At 61.0% G+C, this 15,776-nt stretch carries 16 protein-coding genes and 1 tRNA gene; 15 read left to right on the top strand and 2 right to left on the bottom strand.

What is annotated here, in order from left to right; genetic code table 11:
• Positions 1-23: 23 nt before the first annotated feature.
• The 15 genes from IPP68_09525 to IPP68_09595 all read left to right on the top strand — a co-directional run bounded on the left by IPP68_09525 (position 24) and on the right by IPP68_09595 (position 14,621).
• The gene (locus tag IPP68_09525) at positions 24-788 is read left to right on the top strand and encodes an ABC transporter ATP-binding protein (protein MBL0350596.1); all 765 of its coding nucleotides are present in this window, start codon (positions 24-26) and stop codon (positions 786-788) included.
• Positions 788-1,552 carry an ABC transporter permease gene (locus IPP68_09530; GenBank protein ID MBL0350597.1) on the top strand — a complete coding sequence of 255 codons (765 nt, stop codon included), beginning with the start codon at positions 788-790 and terminating at the stop codon, positions 1,550-1,552. Before IPP68_09525 ends, IPP68_09530 begins: the two co-directional genes overlap by 1 nt.
• Positions 1,552-2,328, top strand: coding sequence for a hypothetical protein (locus tag IPP68_09535; protein MBL0350598.1), 777 nt, complete (start codon positions 1,552-1,554; stop codon positions 2,326-2,328). Before IPP68_09530 ends, IPP68_09535 begins: the two co-directional genes overlap by 1 nt.
• Positions 2,329-2,383: 55 nt before the next feature.
• Positions 2,384-2,800, top strand: a complete 417-nt coding sequence (locus IPP68_09540; protein MBL0350599.1) for a hypothetical protein — start codon at positions 2,384-2,386, stop codon at positions 2,798-2,800.
• Positions 2,801-2,808: 8 nt separating this feature from the next.
• Positions 2,809-3,186 (top strand): response regulator, encoded by a 378-nt coding sequence (locus IPP68_09545; protein MBL0350600.1) that lies wholly within the window; start codon positions 2,809-2,811, stop codon positions 3,184-3,186.
• On the top strand, positions 3,183-4,244 hold the full coding sequence (gene hemE, locus IPP68_09550; protein ID MBL0350601.1) for a uroporphyrinogen decarboxylase: 1,062 nt from the start codon (positions 3,183-3,185) through the stop codon (positions 4,242-4,244). Before IPP68_09545 ends, hemE begins: the two co-directional genes overlap by 4 nt.
• Positions 4,241-6,625 carry a protoporphyrinogen oxidase gene (gene hemG, locus IPP68_09555; protein MBL0350602.1) on the top strand — a complete coding sequence of 795 codons (2,385 nt, stop codon included), beginning with the start codon at positions 4,241-4,243 and terminating at the stop codon, positions 6,623-6,625. The genes hemE and hemG overlap by 4 nt, the downstream gene beginning before the upstream one ends.
• Positions 6,622-8,454 carry a 4-alpha-glucanotransferase gene (locus IPP68_09560; GenBank protein ID MBL0350603.1) on the top strand — a complete coding sequence of 611 codons (1,833 nt, stop codon included), beginning with the start codon at positions 6,622-6,624 and terminating at the stop codon, positions 8,452-8,454. The genes hemG and IPP68_09560 overlap by 4 nt, the downstream gene beginning before the upstream one ends.
• Positions 8,388-9,212 carry an ABC transporter ATP-binding protein gene (locus tag IPP68_09565; GenBank protein MBL0350604.1) on the top strand — a complete coding sequence of 275 codons (825 nt, stop codon included), beginning with the start codon at positions 8,388-8,390 and terminating at the stop codon, positions 9,210-9,212. The genes IPP68_09560 and IPP68_09565 overlap by 67 nt, the downstream gene beginning before the upstream one ends.
• Complete coding sequence (locus IPP68_09570; protein MBL0350605.1) at positions 9,209-10,000, top strand: ABC transporter permease; 792 nt, start codon at positions 9,209-9,211, stop codon at positions 9,998-10,000. The genes IPP68_09565 and IPP68_09570 overlap by 4 nt, the downstream gene beginning before the upstream one ends.
• A gap of 19 nt (positions 10,001-10,019) precedes the next feature.
• Positions 10,020-10,793, top strand: a complete 774-nt coding sequence (locus IPP68_09575; GenBank protein MBL0350606.1) for a dienelactone hydrolase family protein — start codon at positions 10,020-10,022, stop codon at positions 10,791-10,793.
• A 57-nt stretch (positions 10,794-10,850) separates the two neighbouring features.
• Positions 10,851-10,924, top strand: a tRNA-Met gene (locus tag IPP68_09580).
• A 134-nt stretch (positions 10,925-11,058) separates the two neighbouring features.
• A complete protein-coding gene (locus IPP68_09585; GenBank protein ID MBL0350607.1) occupies positions 11,059-11,862 on the top strand; it encodes a FecR domain-containing protein in 804 nt (267 codons plus the stop codon).
• A 119-nt stretch (positions 11,863-11,981) separates the two neighbouring features.
• On the top strand, positions 11,982-14,003 hold the full coding sequence (locus tag IPP68_09590; protein ID MBL0350608.1) for an LTA synthase family protein: 2,022 nt from the start codon (positions 11,982-11,984) through the stop codon (positions 14,001-14,003).
• A gap of 18 nt (positions 14,004-14,021) precedes the next feature.
• A complete protein-coding gene (locus IPP68_09595) occupies positions 14,022-14,621 on the top strand; it encodes a methyl-accepting chemotaxis protein (protein ID MBL0350609.1) in 600 nt (199 codons plus the stop codon).
• Here IPP68_09595 and IPP68_09600 read toward each other — a convergent pair.
• On the bottom strand, positions 14,590-15,447 hold the full coding sequence (locus IPP68_09600; GenBank protein MBL0350610.1) for a DUF3108 domain-containing protein: 858 nt from the start codon (positions 15,445-15,447) through the stop codon (positions 14,590-14,592). The genes IPP68_09595 and IPP68_09600 overlap by 32 nt on opposite strands.
• A 54-nt stretch (positions 15,448-15,501) precedes the next feature.
• A complete protein-coding gene (locus IPP68_09605) occupies positions 15,502-15,747 on the bottom strand; it encodes a hypothetical protein (GenBank protein MBL0350611.1) in 246 nt (81 codons plus the stop codon).
• Positions 15,748-15,776: the final 29 nt, after the last annotated feature.

The raw sequence follows: 15,776 nt of genomic DNA on the forward strand, positions 1-15,776 counted from the left end.
TTGAGTTTTTGAAATTCTCAGACATGACCGAAGACTGCCCGGCCCTCGCGGCCACCGAACTCACCAAGATTTACCGCCGTTCCCACCTGGGGCGGACGAAGTCGACGCTCGGCGTCGAAAAGATCACCGTTTCCGTCCGCACCGGGGAAGTTTTTGGCCTTTTGGGGCTCAACGGGTCCGGTAAAACCACCACCATTAAACTCCTTCTGGGGCTTTTGTTTCCGACGGGCGGTCGGGTGGACGTTTTGGGCGCTCCGGCCGGGTCCCGGGAGGCCAAGGCGGCCATCGGCTATCTGCCGGAGATCCCCTATTTTTACAAGTACCTTTCCGGCCGCGAAGTGCTCACCTTTTACGGCCAATTGTCCGGGCTCACGGGGAAGACCCTGACGGAACGCGTCGACGCCGCCCTGGAAACCGTTCGAATGAAAGACCACGCACGGCGCGCCATGCGGGAGTATTCCAAGGGGATGCTCCAACGAATCGGATTGGCCCAATCCTTTTTGCACGACCCTAAAATTTTGATTTACGATGAACCCGTGACGGGGCTGGATCCCCTTGGCTTGCGGGAAATGCGGGAAATCATCCAAGGGTTGAATCAAAAAGGAAAAACCGTTTTCTTTTCTTCGCACAGCATTTCCGAAGTTGAAAAATTGTGCCATCGGGTGGGCATCTTGGTGAAAGGCAAGCTCGTTCGGGTGGTCGAACAAAAGGAATGGGTGGCCGAGCCCGGCCACTTGGAAGAGGTGTTCGTTCAAACCGTGGCCCCCGACCACACCCACATCCGCTGATGAATTCCATTTTTTCCATCGCCCGCTACACCCTCACCCAGCAATTGAGGAATCGCTTGTATCTCGTGGTCATCTTGTTCGGCGTGCTGATGATCGGGGCCTCCGTTCTTTTCGGGGCGGTCGCCGCCGACCAGGAAGTCCGCGTCATCTTGGACCTGGGATTCGCCACGACGGAATTCTTCGGTTTGGCCATGGCTCTTTTTGGCGCGGTCACGCTCGTTTTGGAAGAGATGGAATCCAAAACCATCTACCTGATCCTCACCCGCCCGCAACCGCGATCCACTTACATACTGGGCCGCTTCCTTGGCTTGGTGGTGGCGGTGTGGACCGGCATGGCGATGATGGAGGCCATGCACTTCGCCCTGCTTTTCTTCAAAGGGTGGGCGGCGCAGCCTCTGGCTTTCGCCGCCTTGCCGGCGATGGCCCTCAAGGTCATGATTATGACCGCCCTGGCCCTGCTGTGTTCGTTGACATTCACCTCCGCGCCCACGGCCACCGTGTTCTCCCTTTTCTTTTGGGTCCTCGGACACTTCGGCGAAGAGATCCGCTTCCTGGCCAAAAAATCCGGGCAACCGTTGGCCTTGGGCCTGGTCAAGGGACTGTTATGGATTTTGCCCAACCTCACCTTGCTGAATCTTCGGGACCACATCGAAATCCCCGGTTTTCCTATGTCCCAAATGTTCTCCGCCGCGCTCTACGCGGTCCTATACACCGGCGCCGCTTTGGCGCTCTCCATCGCCCTCTTTTCCCGAAAAGAATTCTGATGAGCCGCTCCGCTTCGATGGAACCCCGCTCCGGCCTTTGGGTCTGGGCCGTCGCCGTTGCTTTGCTCGCGGCCGCCAACGGGTTGCCGTACCGTCACGCGGGGTTTCCGCCTTTTGACCATCCGGTGTTGGAGGATTACGTGGTTCAAGACACGGCCGCCGTCCTGACCGGGGCGCGCCGCTTGGGGTCCGACTTGGCCTTTATTCAGCTCCTGCTTTATTACGGCTCCGCCGAAACCCGGGAAAAACACGGACATCGGACCCGCGAAGATCCCGGCGAACACGCCGGTCACCTCCACCTGGGGAGGGAAGGCGGCGCCGTCGGCGCCGCGACATTGGGCGAGTTTCCCGAATTGATGGAACACGGGCTTCGGGTGGGTTCCCTGGATCCTTTTTTCCATTACGCCTACCTTTTTGCGGGAAGCGCTCTCGGATTCAATTTAAACCGGGCCGACGAAGCCATCGAAGTCCTCCACCGGGCCTCCGTGCAAGACCCCGGGTTTCCCCGTTATTCGCTCTACCTGGGGGCCTTGGCTTACCGGCAATCCGACGAATTGGCCAAGGTCATCCCCTGGCTGGAAGAGAGCATCAAAGACCCGGAGTGTCCGACCATGTTGAAAAACATTCTGGCCAACATGTACCGAAAAACAGGGAACGACCGGCGCGCGGCCGAAATTTTTCTCGACATTCTGGACAACGCGCGGGACCGAAGCTACGCGGATTTGGCCCTCCAAAAATTGCGGGAAATCGAAAAGAACCTTAAACCCAAGCGGTAACCCCGCGTCAGACTCGCCGGTTCGACCCGCACGAAAACTGGCATAATTTCACCCTGTGATCTCCATTTCCCTCTTGCATTGGTTGGCGGGCGCTCTGCCGCTGGGGTTCCTTTTGGCGGCTCTGGCCATGGAAATCGCCCACTATTTTTCGCCAAGCCACCGCCGCTGGCTTTACCCCTCCGCGAGCTGGTTGCTTTGGACCGGAACCGGCGGGGTCGCCCTGGCCGTGGCCAGCGGGTTTTTGCTGTGGTCTCCGGCCGGGACCCCCCTGGAAGGAACCCATCATCAATTCCTGGGTTTCTGGGTTCTGATCGTTTTCACCGTTCTCTCCTTTTGGCGAGGGATGGTCAAACGGCGCGCCGATCCCCTTTTTACGTTGATTTGGTTGGCGGCCGCGGTCGTCGTGGCGGCGGCCGTTCGCGACGGGCTGGCACTCACGCATCCTTCGTTCTTCACCGGCGTCGGATCCTAGGAGGCTCCATGGGCGACACAAAAAAAAGACTCTTGGTCATCGAGGACGACCCGGCGCTCATGGAGCTGATGCTCGACTATTGCGAGATCATCGACTGCGCCCCCCTGCCCGCGGAGACCGGCGGGGAGGGCTTGGCCAAGGCCTCGGCGGAAAAGCCCGACGCCATCACCGTGGACCACCGATTGCCGGACATGACGGGCCTCGACGTCATTAAACGATTAAAGGCCGACCCCGCCACCAAAGACATCCCCGTCGTTTTCCTTTCCGCGGACGCCAAACTTCACGAAACGGAAGCCAAACATCTCGGGGCCTTCGGCGTGTTGCTCAAGCCCGTTTCGCCCGCCGCTCTGCGCGCCGTTCTGGTCGACGCTCTGGGGGATTGGTGAGCGTCCCCGGGGGCCCGACCTCTCTCTTGGAAAACAGCCTTTTTCTTCGCGCCTGCCAAGGACGTTCGGTCGCTCGACCGCCGATATGGCTCATGCGGCAGGCGGGCCGTTACCAGTCGTCGTACCGGGCCATTCGGGCCCGGGTGTCCATGCTCGAACTCTGCAAAAACCCCGACCTCGTCGCCCGGGTCACCGTGGACGCCGTCCAGCAGTTGGGCGTTGACGCCGCCATCCTTTTTTCCGATCTGTTGCTTCCGGTGGAACCCATGGGCCTTTCCCTGGAATACGCCGAAGGCGACGGACCCCGGATCGGCCCGCCCCTCCGAACGCCGGCCCACGTCGACCGCCTGCGCCCCGTCGATGTCGAGAAGGCTTTGGGGTATGTCATGGAATCCGTGCGGCGAACCCGGGCCGCCCTTCCCCCGGCGATTCCCCTGCTGGGATTCGCCGGCGCCCCGTTCACCCTCGCCTCCTACATGATCGAGGGGGGGGGAACCCGAAACTACGTTCACACGAAAACCTTCATGAACTCCTCGCCGCGGGCCTGGCACAAACTCATGGCCAAAATCGCCCACGTGGTCACCGACTTGTTGAACGCCCAAATCGACGCGGGGGTCCAGGGGATTCAACTTTTCGACAGTTGGGTGGGCGTGCTCTCTCCCAGCGACTACGAAACCTTTGTCCTGCCTCACACCCGGTCCGTGTTTCGCGGCGTTCGCCGGGGCGTCCCCGCCATACACTTCGGCACGCAGACGGGAACCCTTCTGGAGCTCATGAAAAGAGCCGGCGGCACCGTTCTCGGAATCGATTGGCGCGTTTCCTTCCGCGAAGCGCGGCGCCGTTTGGGCGACATCCCCCTCATGGGCAACCTCGATCCGGCGATTCTGTTTTCACCGCCGTCGATCATTGGGCGCGAAGTCCGGCGCTGGCTGGCCGACGCGGGGCGGCGCCCGGGCTTCATCGCCAACCTGGGCCACGGCATCCTTCCCGGCACGCCGTTCCACAACGTCGTTCACCTTGTCAAAACGGTCAAACGCCTCGGCCAAAAGCGGCCATGAAAGCCGGCGTCCTCCTGATCGGCTTTGGGGGCCCCACCCGACCGGAGGACATTCGTCCGTTCCTCTCCATCGTCCTCAAGGGCCGCCCCGTGCCGCCCCACCGCGTGGAGGAAGTGGTTAAGCAATACGAACGCATCGGCGGCCGTTCGCCCTACAACGATTTAGTCGGCGCCTTGTCCCGGGCCCTCGCGGCGCGCCTGCGGTCGGACGGGTGCGACCTTCCCATCTACACCGGAATGCGCAACTGGACGCCGACCTTGGCCGACGCGTTGAAGAAGGCCGCCGCCGACGGCGTCACCGATTTGATCGCCGTCCCCTTGGCCGCCTTCCGCTCCATTCCCAGTTGGAATTACTATTTAAAATCCACCGCCGACGCCCACCGCGCCGCCGTAAGGACGCCTCTTCGGCTTCATTACCTTCAGCCGTGGCACGCCCACCCCGCGTTTCAAGAGGCCGTGGCCGATCGCGTGGCCGAAGCCCTCCGCGAATCCCCCGGACCCGAGGAAAAAGACCGCTGGTGGTTCACCGCCCATTCGATTCCGACCCCCTGGGACGCCGCCTCGGGCTATTCGGGCCAGTTGCGCGCCTTGGCCACGGCGGTGGCGGCCCGTTTCGGGGTGAAAGACGCGCGCCTGGTTTACCAAAGCCGAAGCGGTCGCCCCGAAGATCCCTGGCTCGAGCCGGACATTTCCGAAACCCTGGCCCGGGAACCCGGGGAGGGACGTCGGGCCGTGGTCGTTCCCATCGGTTTTTTGATGGACCACGTGGAAGTCCTTTTTGATTTGGACGTGAAAGCGCGGGAAGCCGGAAAAGCGCGCGGGTGGGATTTTCTGCGCGCCAAAACGGTCGGCGACCACCCGCGGTTCGTCGCCCTTCTTTCGACGTTGATCCAGGACCGGTTGCGGCGCGCCGGGGCCCAGCCCCGGGAGGCCTCTCGGGACCGACGCCTTCTGGTGGTGGGGGCGGGCGCGTCGGGACTGGCCGCCGCGCACCGGGCCGTGGAACTTTCGGGGCGACGGGGCGACGCCCTGGACCTCACCGTTTTTGATACGCGCCCCCGATTGGGCGGCGTCATCGAAACGGGCCGGCGCGACGGTTTTTTATGGGAAAGCGGCCCCGACAGCTTCATCACCGAAAAACCGGCGCTTCTGAACCTGGCCGAACGGTTGGGCATTTCGGATCAAATCATCGGCACAAACCCCGCTTTTCAAAAAAGTTTCGTGGCTCTGCGGGGGCGGCTGCATCCGACGCCGGAGGGTTTCTACCTGTTGGCGCCCTCCCGCCTCCGGCCCCTGATTCGAACGCCGCTTCTCACCCTCTGGGGGAAATTCCGCGCGGCCATGGAACTGTTGATTCCGGCGCGGCGCTCCTCCCGGGACGAATCCCTGGCGTCTTTTGTGCGTCGGCGGTTCGGGCGGCAGGTGCTGGATCGATTGGCGCAGCCCATGGTGGCGGGCATCTATTCCGCCGATCCCGAAAAATTGAGCCTGCGGGCCACCTTCCCGCGATTCCTCGACATGGAGGCGAAAGGCGGCGTGATCCGCTCCCTTCTCCGCGCTCGAAGGCGAAAATCGGGGGGCCAGGGCGCCGTTCCCGCCCAGGGCACGAGCGGGCCCCGGTACGGGCTCTTCGCGACCTTTCGAAACGGCATCGACACGCTGGTTTACGCTCTGCGAAACGCCCTGCCGGCGAACGCTCTTCGCCCCGGGGTGGAAGTTCGATCCCTGGCCAAAACCGACGGCGGCTGGCGGGCGACCTTGTCCTCGGGAGAAACGGTGGAATCCCCTTTGGTGTGTCTCGCCATTTCGGCGCCCGCGGCCGCCGACCTGCTTCGGCCGGTGGACCCCGCCTTGGCCGCTTTGCTGGACGGCATTCCCTACGGCACCGTGGCCACGGTCAATCTGGCCTACCCCCGCGCCAACGTTCGCCACGCCCTGGACGGTTTTGGGTTCGTGGTCCCGAGCGCCGAGGGACGCGCGGTGACGGGTTGTACTTTTTGCCAGGTCAAATTTCCTCACCGCGCCCCCAACGACCGGGTCTTGTTTCGGGCGTTTGTGGGGGGGGAGGCCCTTCAGCTCTCGGATCACGAATTGGTGAAACGCGTGCGACGGGACTTGAAGGATTATCTCGGCGCGGAGGGGGAACCGATCTTCGCCCACCTGCAACGCTACCCCGGCGCCATGCCCCAATACGCCCTGGGGCACCTGGAACGGGTGGCCGCCATTTTCGAGCGCCTTAATAAACACCATCCGGGCCTGGTCCTGGCCGGCAACGCCTACGGCGGCATCGGACTTCCGGACGCCGTGGCCTCGGGTGAAACCGCCGCCGAAACCGTCCTGCGCCCCGGGGTTCCCGCGCGCGTTCCGGAGACCGTCGCGTGAGCCCCTTCGACTATTCCGAGTTCACCCGGGGCCCCGCCGCCCGGCAATGGGCCGCGCTCGGTGCCCAACGGCGGGCCGGCGTTTGCGCCCCGCTGTTCTCCCTGCACTCGTCCCGAAGCGTCGGCATCGGGGAAATTCCGGATCTGCGGTTGTTGATCGATTGGTGCGTTCTCACGGGACAGAGCCTTCTGCAGCTGCTCCCCCTGAACGACGTCGGATACGATTTCGCGCCCTACAGCGCCAAAAGTTCCTTCGCCTTGGACCCGATGTATTTGTCCCTTCGGGATTTGATCGGGGTCGACGCCCAAACCTTTTCCGGGGCCATCGATGGGCTGGCCCGCCTGTTTCCCCGGGGCAAACGGGTCAACTACGGCATCAAAGGCGCCAAGGTTTCCCTGCTGTGGGACCTCTTCCGCCTCGCCGATAAATCCCACCCCGATTTCGAGCGGTTCCGCGCGTCCCAAAGTTTTTGGCTTAGGGACGACGCCCTATACAAAGTTCTCAAGGGACGATTTCAAGGCAAAGGCTGGGAAGAATGGGACGAACCGTTTCGCCGCCGCGAGCCGGCGGCCCTTCAGCAATTGGCCCGGGAGGAAGCCGAATCCCTGCTGTTTCAGGAATGGCTCCAATGGCAGTTGTTTGAACAGTTCCGGGCCGTGAAGCGCCACGCCGGCGCCCAAGGCGTCTTTATCATGGGCGACCTCCCGTTTTTGGTGGCCCGGGACAGCGCCGACGTTTGGGCCCACGCGGATTACTTTAAGCTCCATCTTTCCTCCGGCGCTCCGCCGGACCTCTATTTCGCGGGCGGCCAACGCTGGGGCATGCCGCCCTATCAATGGGACGCCATGGCGGCCCGGGGACACGACTACCTGGTCCAAAAGCTTCGCTACGCCGAAAATTTTTACCACCTCTACCGAATCGACCACGTCATCGGGGTCTTCCGCCTTTACACGATCCCCCTGAACGCGCCGCCGGAGCGCGGCGGGTTGGACGGGTCTTTCGATCCCCCGGACGAACGGCAATGGGAAGAACACGGATCGCGCCTGTTGAACGTGATGTTGAACGCCACCTCCATGCTTCCCTGTGGAGAAGACTTGGGCGTGGTGCCCGCCTGCTCCAACCCGACTCTGGCCCGACTGGGCATTCCGGGCCTGGACGTTCAACGATGGGCCCGGGACTGGGGGAAGACCTACGATTTCCGGGACCCCGCTCAAAATCGAAAAAACGCCTGCGCCGTCGTGAGCACCCACGACATGTCCAATCTTTCGGCGTGGTGGGAGGAGGAGGCCGGCACCGTGGACGGCTATTTTTTCCAGCTCAAATGCGAAGCCCGTCGAATGGATCCCCAAAAACTGCGCGCCCGTCTTTTTGACGGGGAAACCGCGGGCGGCGGCCGCCTGCGTTGGAAAGAATCCGTCCGGGATGTCCCGACGTTGGCGCGCGCCCTGGGGCTTCGGGAAGAAGACGCCCGGGATTTCATCGATTTGTTTTTGGGCAGCCACGATGAAAAGGAGCGCTTTTGGCGTCGATTGAACGGTCGAGGCCCGACCCCCCCGGACGCCACGCCCGCCCTCGTTCGAAGCGCCTTGGAAACCGCCGGCCGGTCCGCGGCCGTTTTCAGTATCCAGCTGATCTTCGATTGGCTTTCGGTGGAACGCCCCTTGCCGGGGCGCCCCGGCGACTACCGGATCAACTATCCCGGAAGCGTCGGTCCTCACAACTGGTCGGTTCTTTGTCCCCATTCGCTCGACGATTATCGCCGATGGCCCGGAAACGCCGTCGTCACCGACCTCAACCGATCCACCGATCGCGTGGTCGGCCCCCGATGACCGAGCCGGTCATTCGCGTCGAAGGACTCGTCAAACGCTACGGCGACGTGGCGGCCCTGAGCGGAGTCTCCTTTGACGTCCACCGGGGAGAAATTTTCGGCCTCCTGGGCCCCAACGGCGCCGGGAAAACCACCGCGCTTCACATCCTCCTTGGCGTGCTCACTCCGACCGAAGGCCGGGCGACGCTGTTTGGTCGATCCCCGTCCACGGACCGCGCCTTTCTTTACCCCCGGATCAATTTTTCCTCGGCCTATGTTCAGATGCCCTTTAATTTGACCGCCCGCCAAAACCTCGACATCTACGCCCGCTTGTACGGGGTGAAGGACCGGCGGGCGAGGATCAACGGCCTGCTGGAAAAATTCCACCTCCTCGACCGGGCCGACAACCGCACCGGTCAATTGTCCGCGGGGGAACAAACGCGATTAAACATCTGCAAAAGCCTTCTCAACGATCCCGAGCTGTTGTTTTTGGACGAGCCGACGGCGAGCCTTGACCCCGACATTTCAGACCTGGTGCGCCGAACCCTCAAAGAGATGCAGGAAAAAACCGGCCTGACGATCGTCTACACGTCCCACAACATGGCGGAAGTGGAATCTCTCTGCGACCGGGTTCTGTTTATTCACCGGGGGAAAAAAATCATTGAAGGAACGCCCGGGCACGTCCGGGATCAATTCCAAAAAGAATCCCTGGAAAAGGTATTCATCCATTTGGCGCGTTCCGGCGATGTGGTGGACGCCGCCGGGGGGGTCGCCCCATGATGTTTCGAATCGCCACGGTGGTTCGGCGCTACGTGTTGATCCATTTGCGAAGCCCGGCCCGGCTCCTGGACCTGTTTTTTTGGCCTGTCATGGAACTTTTCGTGTGGGGCTTTTTCACGGTGTACCTCCGGCAGAACGCCCTGGACGGGGCCGGACGTGTCATGCTCGTTTTGATCAACGGGTTGGTGTTTTGGGACATACTCTTTCGCTCCCAGCAGGCCCTGAGTCTCGCGTTTATGGAGGAATTGTGGACCCGCAATGTCTTAAACCTCTTGATATCGCCCCTGCGCGCCATCGAATGGGTGACGGGGGCCTCCCTCTACGGGCTCATTAAAACCGGCATCATCGTCGGGGTATTGCTCGCTTTGGCCACGCTTCTCTACGCCTTTCAATTGGGCGCCCTCGGCTTCTATTTTGTCCCCTTGGCCTTCAACCTTCTCGTGTTCGGCTACGGAATGGGGTTGTTCACCACGGGCCTTTTGCTCCGCTGGGGCCACGCCGCGGAGGCGTTGATTTGGGGGATTCCATTTTTGATCCAGCCCTTCTCGGCCATCTTCTACCCGCTGTCGGTGTATCCCCGTTGGCTGAAACCCTTCTGCCTTCTGTTGCCGAGTACCTGGGTCATGGAGGGCATGCGGGGAGTCGTGTTGACCGGACGTTTTGATTGGCGATCGTTCCTTTGGTCCTTGGGACTCAACGCGGTTTACACAACGCTTTTTACGCTTTTTTGCGCCCGCATGTTGGAACGGGGCCGGGTGACCGGCCAATTGGTCCGCATGACCGGCTGAGGGACCCTCGGGAGGCTTCATGAAAAAAACACTTTGGTTTTGGGGATGTCTGGCTTTGGGCGCGACCGTTCACGGGGAAATAAAAACCCGCGTGGTCGATTACGCGGACGGAAAGACCCCGCTCCAGGGTTATCTGGCGTACGACGACGCCCTCGCCGGTTCCCGTCCGGGGGTCCTCGTGGTTCACGAATGGAAGGGCCGCGGGGACTATGTTCGTCGACGGGCCGATCAATTGGCCGCCCAGGGCTATGTGGTTTTCGCTTTGGACATGTACGGAAAAGGGGTGTTCGCCAAGGACCACGAGGAAGCGGCCAAATTATCCGGCGTTTATTTCAAAGACCGCGAGCGAATGCGCCGGCGGGCCGGGTCGGGGCTAAAAGTTTTGCAAACGCAGGCCCGCGTGGATCCCCATCGTTTGGCGGCGGTCGGGTATTGCTTCGGCGGAACCACGGTGCTGGAAATGGCCCGGGCGGGAATGCCCTTGAAAGGGGTGGCCTGTTTTCACGGCAATTTGACCACGCCCACGCCGGCCAAACCCGGTACGATCAAAACCAAAATCATCGTTTTCCAAGGGGCGGACGACCAATGGACCGCGGGGGGAATCCCCGAATTCGAAGCCGAAATGAAGGCGGCCCAAGCGGACTGGACGTTGCGGTCCTATCCGGGCGCCGTCCACAGTTTCACGGTCAAAGAAGCCGGGAACGACCCCTCGACCGGCATGGCCTACAACGCCGACGCGGACCGCCAATCCTGGGATTCTCTGACGGCCTTTCTGGCCGACCTTTTTAAATAATCGGCGGGAATGGTATAATGCGGCGTCGACGGGCACGCCGACGCGCACCTTCGTTTTGGCGGGGTAGCTCAGCTGGTTAGAGCATGCGCTTCATAAGCGCAGGGTCGACGGTTCAAGTCCGTCCCCCGCTAGTTTTGCCGAAAAACCCGATCCGACACCGGATCGGGTTTTTCTTTTGGGGGAGGTCCGACGGCCGACGCGGCTCGCCGTCGTCGAATTGGATATAATCAAACCCGGTGCCATCTCCCTCACGAAAGGACCCCCGATGAACGCCCTCCCTTTGTTTCACCCCGCGATTCGCCGCGCCCCGGCCGCCTTCGTCTTTTTGGGCCTGGCTTTGACGGTCGCGGCGGCGCCGGCGGAAACCCGGAACATCCCCGGAACGCTCACCCGCGTCGAGGGCGACGTCTCGGTCAGTACCGGGACCCGGGCGCCGGCCCGGGAGGGGGAAATCGGCTGGCGGGCCGAACCCGGGGCGGTCCTCCGCACCGGCGCCGACGGCCGGGCGGAAATCCTCTTTGACGACGGGACGGCGCTCCGACTGGAGGCCAACACCCTTCTGCGTGTGCAGGAAGCAACCCGCGTGGGCCGTTTTCGTCAATTTTTGGTTCAACTGGTGGACGGACGCCTGTTAAGCAACATCCCCAAATGGAATCGGGGCGCCCGGGCCCGGTTCAAAGTCCGCACCCCGGTCGCCGTGGCGGCCGTTCGGGGAACGGTCTTCGTCACGGACGCGTCGACCGCCGCCGCCACGGTGGCCGTGTACGACGGCAACGTTCAGGCGGGCTCCGCGGGGGGGCCCGCGGCCGACCTCGGACCGAACCAACAAACCGACGTGGCCTTGTCCGGCGGGGTCCCGGTGGTTCGCGGTTTGTCCGCCGACATGGCCGATTACCGAGACAGCGTGGCCGAGCTCTTTGCCGCCCACATGGACGAGCTCCGGTCCGACATGGACGCGGTTCGCGAAATGAACGAAACCTACATGGAAAGCCACCGCAACGAAATCGAAAATTCCATGAACGACACCCGCGACAACCTCCAAGACTTAATGGAAGGCATCTCAAAATGACGGGGACCAATCGTCTTCCCCCGCGGGCCGATCCACGGATCGGGAACCCCCGCGTTTTTTGAATTCGTTTGCCCCTCATGGGCATTGAAAAATCGTCTTCCGCGCCCTATAGTTTCAGAGTGAATTTCTCCCGCTTTTCCCTTCGACCCCTGGTCCGTTTTTTCATGCATCTGTTGCACCCCTTGGACTACGTGCACTCTCCCCAGCAAAGCCACGGGCGCACCCTTCGGTCCATCCTTCTTCAAATCAGCATTCCGGTCGTCGTCGTGTGCTACGCCCTCTGGTCCATGGGCGCCCGCACCCAGGCGGCGGGACTGGTGGACCACGTCATGTTCGTCATTTTGTTTTTTCTCATTTACAGCCGATTGCTGATGATCCGGAGCTTGTTCCGACGGATGATGCTCAGCTTCGCCTTCGTCATGGTGCTCACCACGTTTTTTCTTTTTATCGTTCTCAACTTTCGATTCTTTCATTCCTGGGGACAAATGGACGCCCTCAAGCAGTGGGACGATGTGTTCGCCATTTGGAGCGGCATCATGGTCCTGCTCCACCCCTTCGATCTTCTCATCGGCCTCCTGATTCCCCTGCTCCTCTGGCAGTTGAGCATGCTTTCAGACCGGCGGATGGGTCTTTCGATTCGCCGCCCCTTCTTCCTAATGGCCATTCTGTTGGCCTCGTGCCATTACAAATTGACCATCGGGGAGAATCGCTATTCGGAGCAAAACCCCGTGTTTTACGTCTTTCGACAAAAAATCGCCCAACTGCAGCTGTCTTACGGATATTTGTTGAATCCCCGACGGGGGCCCCGGCGGTGGAAAAACGACGCCTTTGTGGCCGTCAACGAATCCCTTTACAAGCACGCCAAGAACGCGGCGTTCCCGTTTCTTAAAACCCCGCTCCCGGACGCGAAACCCCTGCCCTTCGCCCTCGATTCAAAACCCAACGTGGTCGTCATTCTTCTGGAATCTTTTCGGGCTTTTGAGTCCGGCGCTTACGGGGCCTCCCCGTCGTTCACGCCGAACATCGATCGACTGGCCAAAGAAGGGGTGCTGCTTCGGAATTTTTACGCCAACGGGGCGCAAACGATTCGAGGGGAATTCGCCATTCACGCCTCCTACGTTCCGAACATGCGGGGAGCGCCCGTCTACCTCAACCAGCCCAAACTCAATATTTTGACCCTTCCGATGGTTCTTAAAAAGAACGGCTATTCCACGTTCTGGATCGGCTCCCACCCGCCGACGTTCGATAAAAAAATCGAGTTTCTCTCCCGCCACGGCGTCGACAATTTCCGCTACGACGTTCCCGCGGAAGGACGTAAATTGGGCTGGGGGGCGCCGGACCGCGACCTTTTCGATTACGCCTTGAATATTTTGACCAAGGAAAAAGGCCCCGTTTTCGCCGAGATCATGACCTTGAGCGGTCATTTCCCGTTCAACGACTATCCCACGGACGGGCAGGCGCCGCCCGTGAAGGGATCCGCGCTCTATCAAAAGTATTGCCGCGCGCTTTACTACACGGATTTCGCCTTGGGGGAATTTCTCCAGAAGGCGCAACGGAGCCCCTTGGCCAAGAACACGATTTTCATCATCACCGGAGACCACGGCATTTGGGTCTATCCGGACGGCGACCGCTACGCGGGCCGGGCCCTTCGGCAGGAAATTTTCTTTCGGGTTCCGGGACTCCTCTGGTCGCCCCACCTTCTCAAACCCCGCGTCATTGAGGGCGTGAGCAGCCACGTGGATCTGACCCCGTCGGTTCTCGACCTTCTCGGTCTCCACCCCACCAACGCGTTCTTGGGCACCAGCGTGTTCCGGGACGACGTCCACCCCCGTTTTGCCTTTATGGTTCAGGACGCCCGCTGGAACCTTCGGATGGGCGACGAATACGCCTACGACGTGGGGCCCGAAGCGTTCCTGTCCCACTACCCAGCCGGCACCACTTTGGATTATCAAACGCTCAAAAATAAAAACGAACACATCTTTTTTAAATCGATCCCCAATCTCTTCGACACCCTGGGGGAATCCGGCACGGTGCTGTTGCCCGACGACCGGGTGGAGCAATTGCGCTCCTTCGCCGATGAGGGCGTGGAAACCTTCGACCAGTCGCTGTTAAAAGATCGCATCTACCCTTCCTACGAATAACGAAACGAGGACCCCGTCATGAACGCTTCCGAAACACCGAACGCCCCCGCCCCGCAACGAAGCCGCTTGTTCGGCCGCCGAATCATCAAGCCTCGGTTTCAAATTAAATTCAGCCTGGCCATTTTCGCCCTGCTGAGTCTGATGATCGGGGCCATCTGGTGGTCGGGGAACCAATTCATCGTTCACATGGTGGACGCCGGTTTGATCCAAAAAACCGACGCCGTGACCCACGTCCATACGTTGACGCACGTGATCATCCGCAGTGTGATGTTCACTTGGATCTTGGCTTTTGGGGTCGCCCTCTTTTATTCCCATTTGATCGCGGGGCCCATTTACCGGTTTGGGCACGTGCTGGGCCGAATGAAACAGGGAGATCTGACGCTCAGCGTCCGGTTGCGGCGGTTCGATGAATTTCAGGATTTGGCGAAGGATTTTGACGAAGTGTTGGGCGTTTTGCGGCAAAAAGCCCGGGGCGATCGGGAATTCGTGTTCGACCGGCTGTCGTTGATTGAAAAGCGGCTGGAGGAAATGAGAAACCCATCGGATCCGGAGAAAATCGACGGGATCCTGGGTCAAATTCGCGAGATCAAGGAAAAACCGTCGTCGTTTCTTTATTGACCGGCGGGGGGGTGGATTCCACGGGTTTCCCAGGAACCCGCTCCGACAACCGCGCCGTAAAGGAGCCGAACGAAAGTTTCGACTTCAACAGCACCGGCCACCGTTCGGGCCCCGTGGACAACCAAACCTCGATTTGAGTTTTCTGTTTTTCGTCGCCGTCCAGGGACGGCACCACGTGGTAGCACTGAAAAACCCCCGCCGGCACTTTGACCCTCTGCATCGCCTTGACCCGAACCGTCGACCGATAGACCTCCCCGCCGGAATAGGTGGGAAGCTCGAACGCGTCTCCAGGCGTCAACGGGCACGCGCGCAAAAAATAAACGATCGATACCGCGTCCTGCGGAAAGGGGGGAACGTCCACCGACGTCTGCCCTTCGTGTTTCGCCGTTTTGTAAACGTGGTGGAGCTTTCCCCGGGAAAAATCCACCAGCGTTTCGGCCCGTTTTCGATAGGACCCTTCTTCGATGGATTCGACGTATTTCAAGGAGGAAAGGCTTTGGGTGTCCAGCCAAGATTCGTTGCGGTCCCGGGTGCGATGGAAATGATCAAACATTTTATTCGTCCGCGCCTCAAAAACCACACGATAGGCCAGGCGCGCCGACACGGACTCCAGGGCGACGATTTCCTGGGTGAACGTGCCCCCCGACAGCCCCCCGAAATGGACTTGGTAAACCAGTCGCTCGCCCACGCCGAAGGCGCGGTTTTCCACGGTCCGCCAGGCGGGAACGGGGCTCGGGACCGGACCGTCGGCCCCCGCCCCCACCGCTCCCGCCGCCAGAAGGACAACGCCCCACCTTAAGCCGGCTTGAAATCGCCCCTTCGTCATATGGAGGGGAGTATAGGGGGATTGAACCCAAAAGTCAAACCGACCCAGGGCGGGTTACGCCGCCAAGGGGTTGTTGACCCCGGAGAGGGGAAAACCCTCCATCCATTCAAATTCCTGGGAAAGGGGGTGGTCGACCAGCGCGAGCGGGGTCCGGCACCGGGCGCAACCCAGGACGTGATAGTGGCGATAATACTCCGTGATCTCGGCGGGGGCCACGGTGCCGCAAGGGCAATAGAGCGCGCCGTCCTTGGCCGAATCGTGGTAATCGTAGCGGCGAAGCCGCGGGGTGAGCGTTTGCATGGAATCCTCCGTGCGTCAATTTTGTCGTT

This window comes from Elusimicrobiota bacterium, from assembly GCA_016722575.1.
Classification (GTDB): Bacteria; Elusimicrobiota; Elusimicrobia; order FEN-1173; family FEN-1173; genus JADKIY01.

What these genes read in the sequence shown, in the direction of transcription:
- IPP68_09525 (MBL0350596.1), top strand. Translation starts at nt 24, where the DNA reads ATGACCGAAGACTGCCCGGCCCTCGCGGCCACCGAACTCACCAAGATT.
- IPP68_09530 (MBL0350597.1), top strand. Translation starts at nt 788, where the DNA reads ATGAATTCCATTTTTTCCATCGCCCGCTACACCCTCACCCAGCAATTG.
- IPP68_09535 (MBL0350598.1), top strand. Translation starts at nt 1,552, where the DNA reads ATGAGCCGCTCCGCTTCGATGGAACCCCGCTCCGGCCTTTGGGTCTGG.
- IPP68_09545 (MBL0350600.1), top strand. Translation starts at nt 2,809, where the DNA reads ATGGGCGACACAAAAAAAAGACTCTTGGTCATCGAGGACGACCCGGCG.
- hemG (MBL0350602.1), top strand. Translation starts at nt 4,241, where the DNA reads ATGAAAGCCGGCGTCCTCCTGATCGGCTTTGGGGGCCCCACCCGACCG.
- IPP68_09565 (MBL0350604.1), top strand. Translation starts at nt 8,388, where the DNA reads ATGGCCCGGAAACGCCGTCGTCACCGACCTCAACCGATCCACCGATCG.
- IPP68_09570 (MBL0350605.1), top strand. Translation starts at nt 9,209, where the DNA reads ATGATGTTTCGAATCGCCACGGTGGTTCGGCGCTACGTGTTGATCCAT.
- IPP68_09575 (MBL0350606.1), top strand. Translation starts at nt 10,020, where the DNA reads ATGAAAAAAACACTTTGGTTTTGGGGATGTCTGGCTTTGGGCGCGACC.
- IPP68_09585 (MBL0350607.1), top strand. Translation starts at nt 11,059, where the DNA reads ATGAACGCCCTCCCTTTGTTTCACCCCGCGATTCGCCGCGCCCCGGCC.
- IPP68_09595 (MBL0350609.1), top strand. Translation starts at nt 14,022, where the DNA reads ATGAACGCTTCCGAAACACCGAACGCCCCCGCCCCGCAACGAAGCCGC.
- IPP68_09600 (MBL0350610.1), bottom strand. Translation starts at nt 15,447, where the DNA reads ATGACGAAGGGGCGATTTCAAGCCGGCTTAAGGTGGGGCGTTGTCCTT.
- IPP68_09605 (MBL0350611.1), bottom strand. Translation starts at nt 15,747, where the DNA reads ATGCAAACGCTCACCCCGCGGCTTCGCCGCTACGATTACCACGATTCG.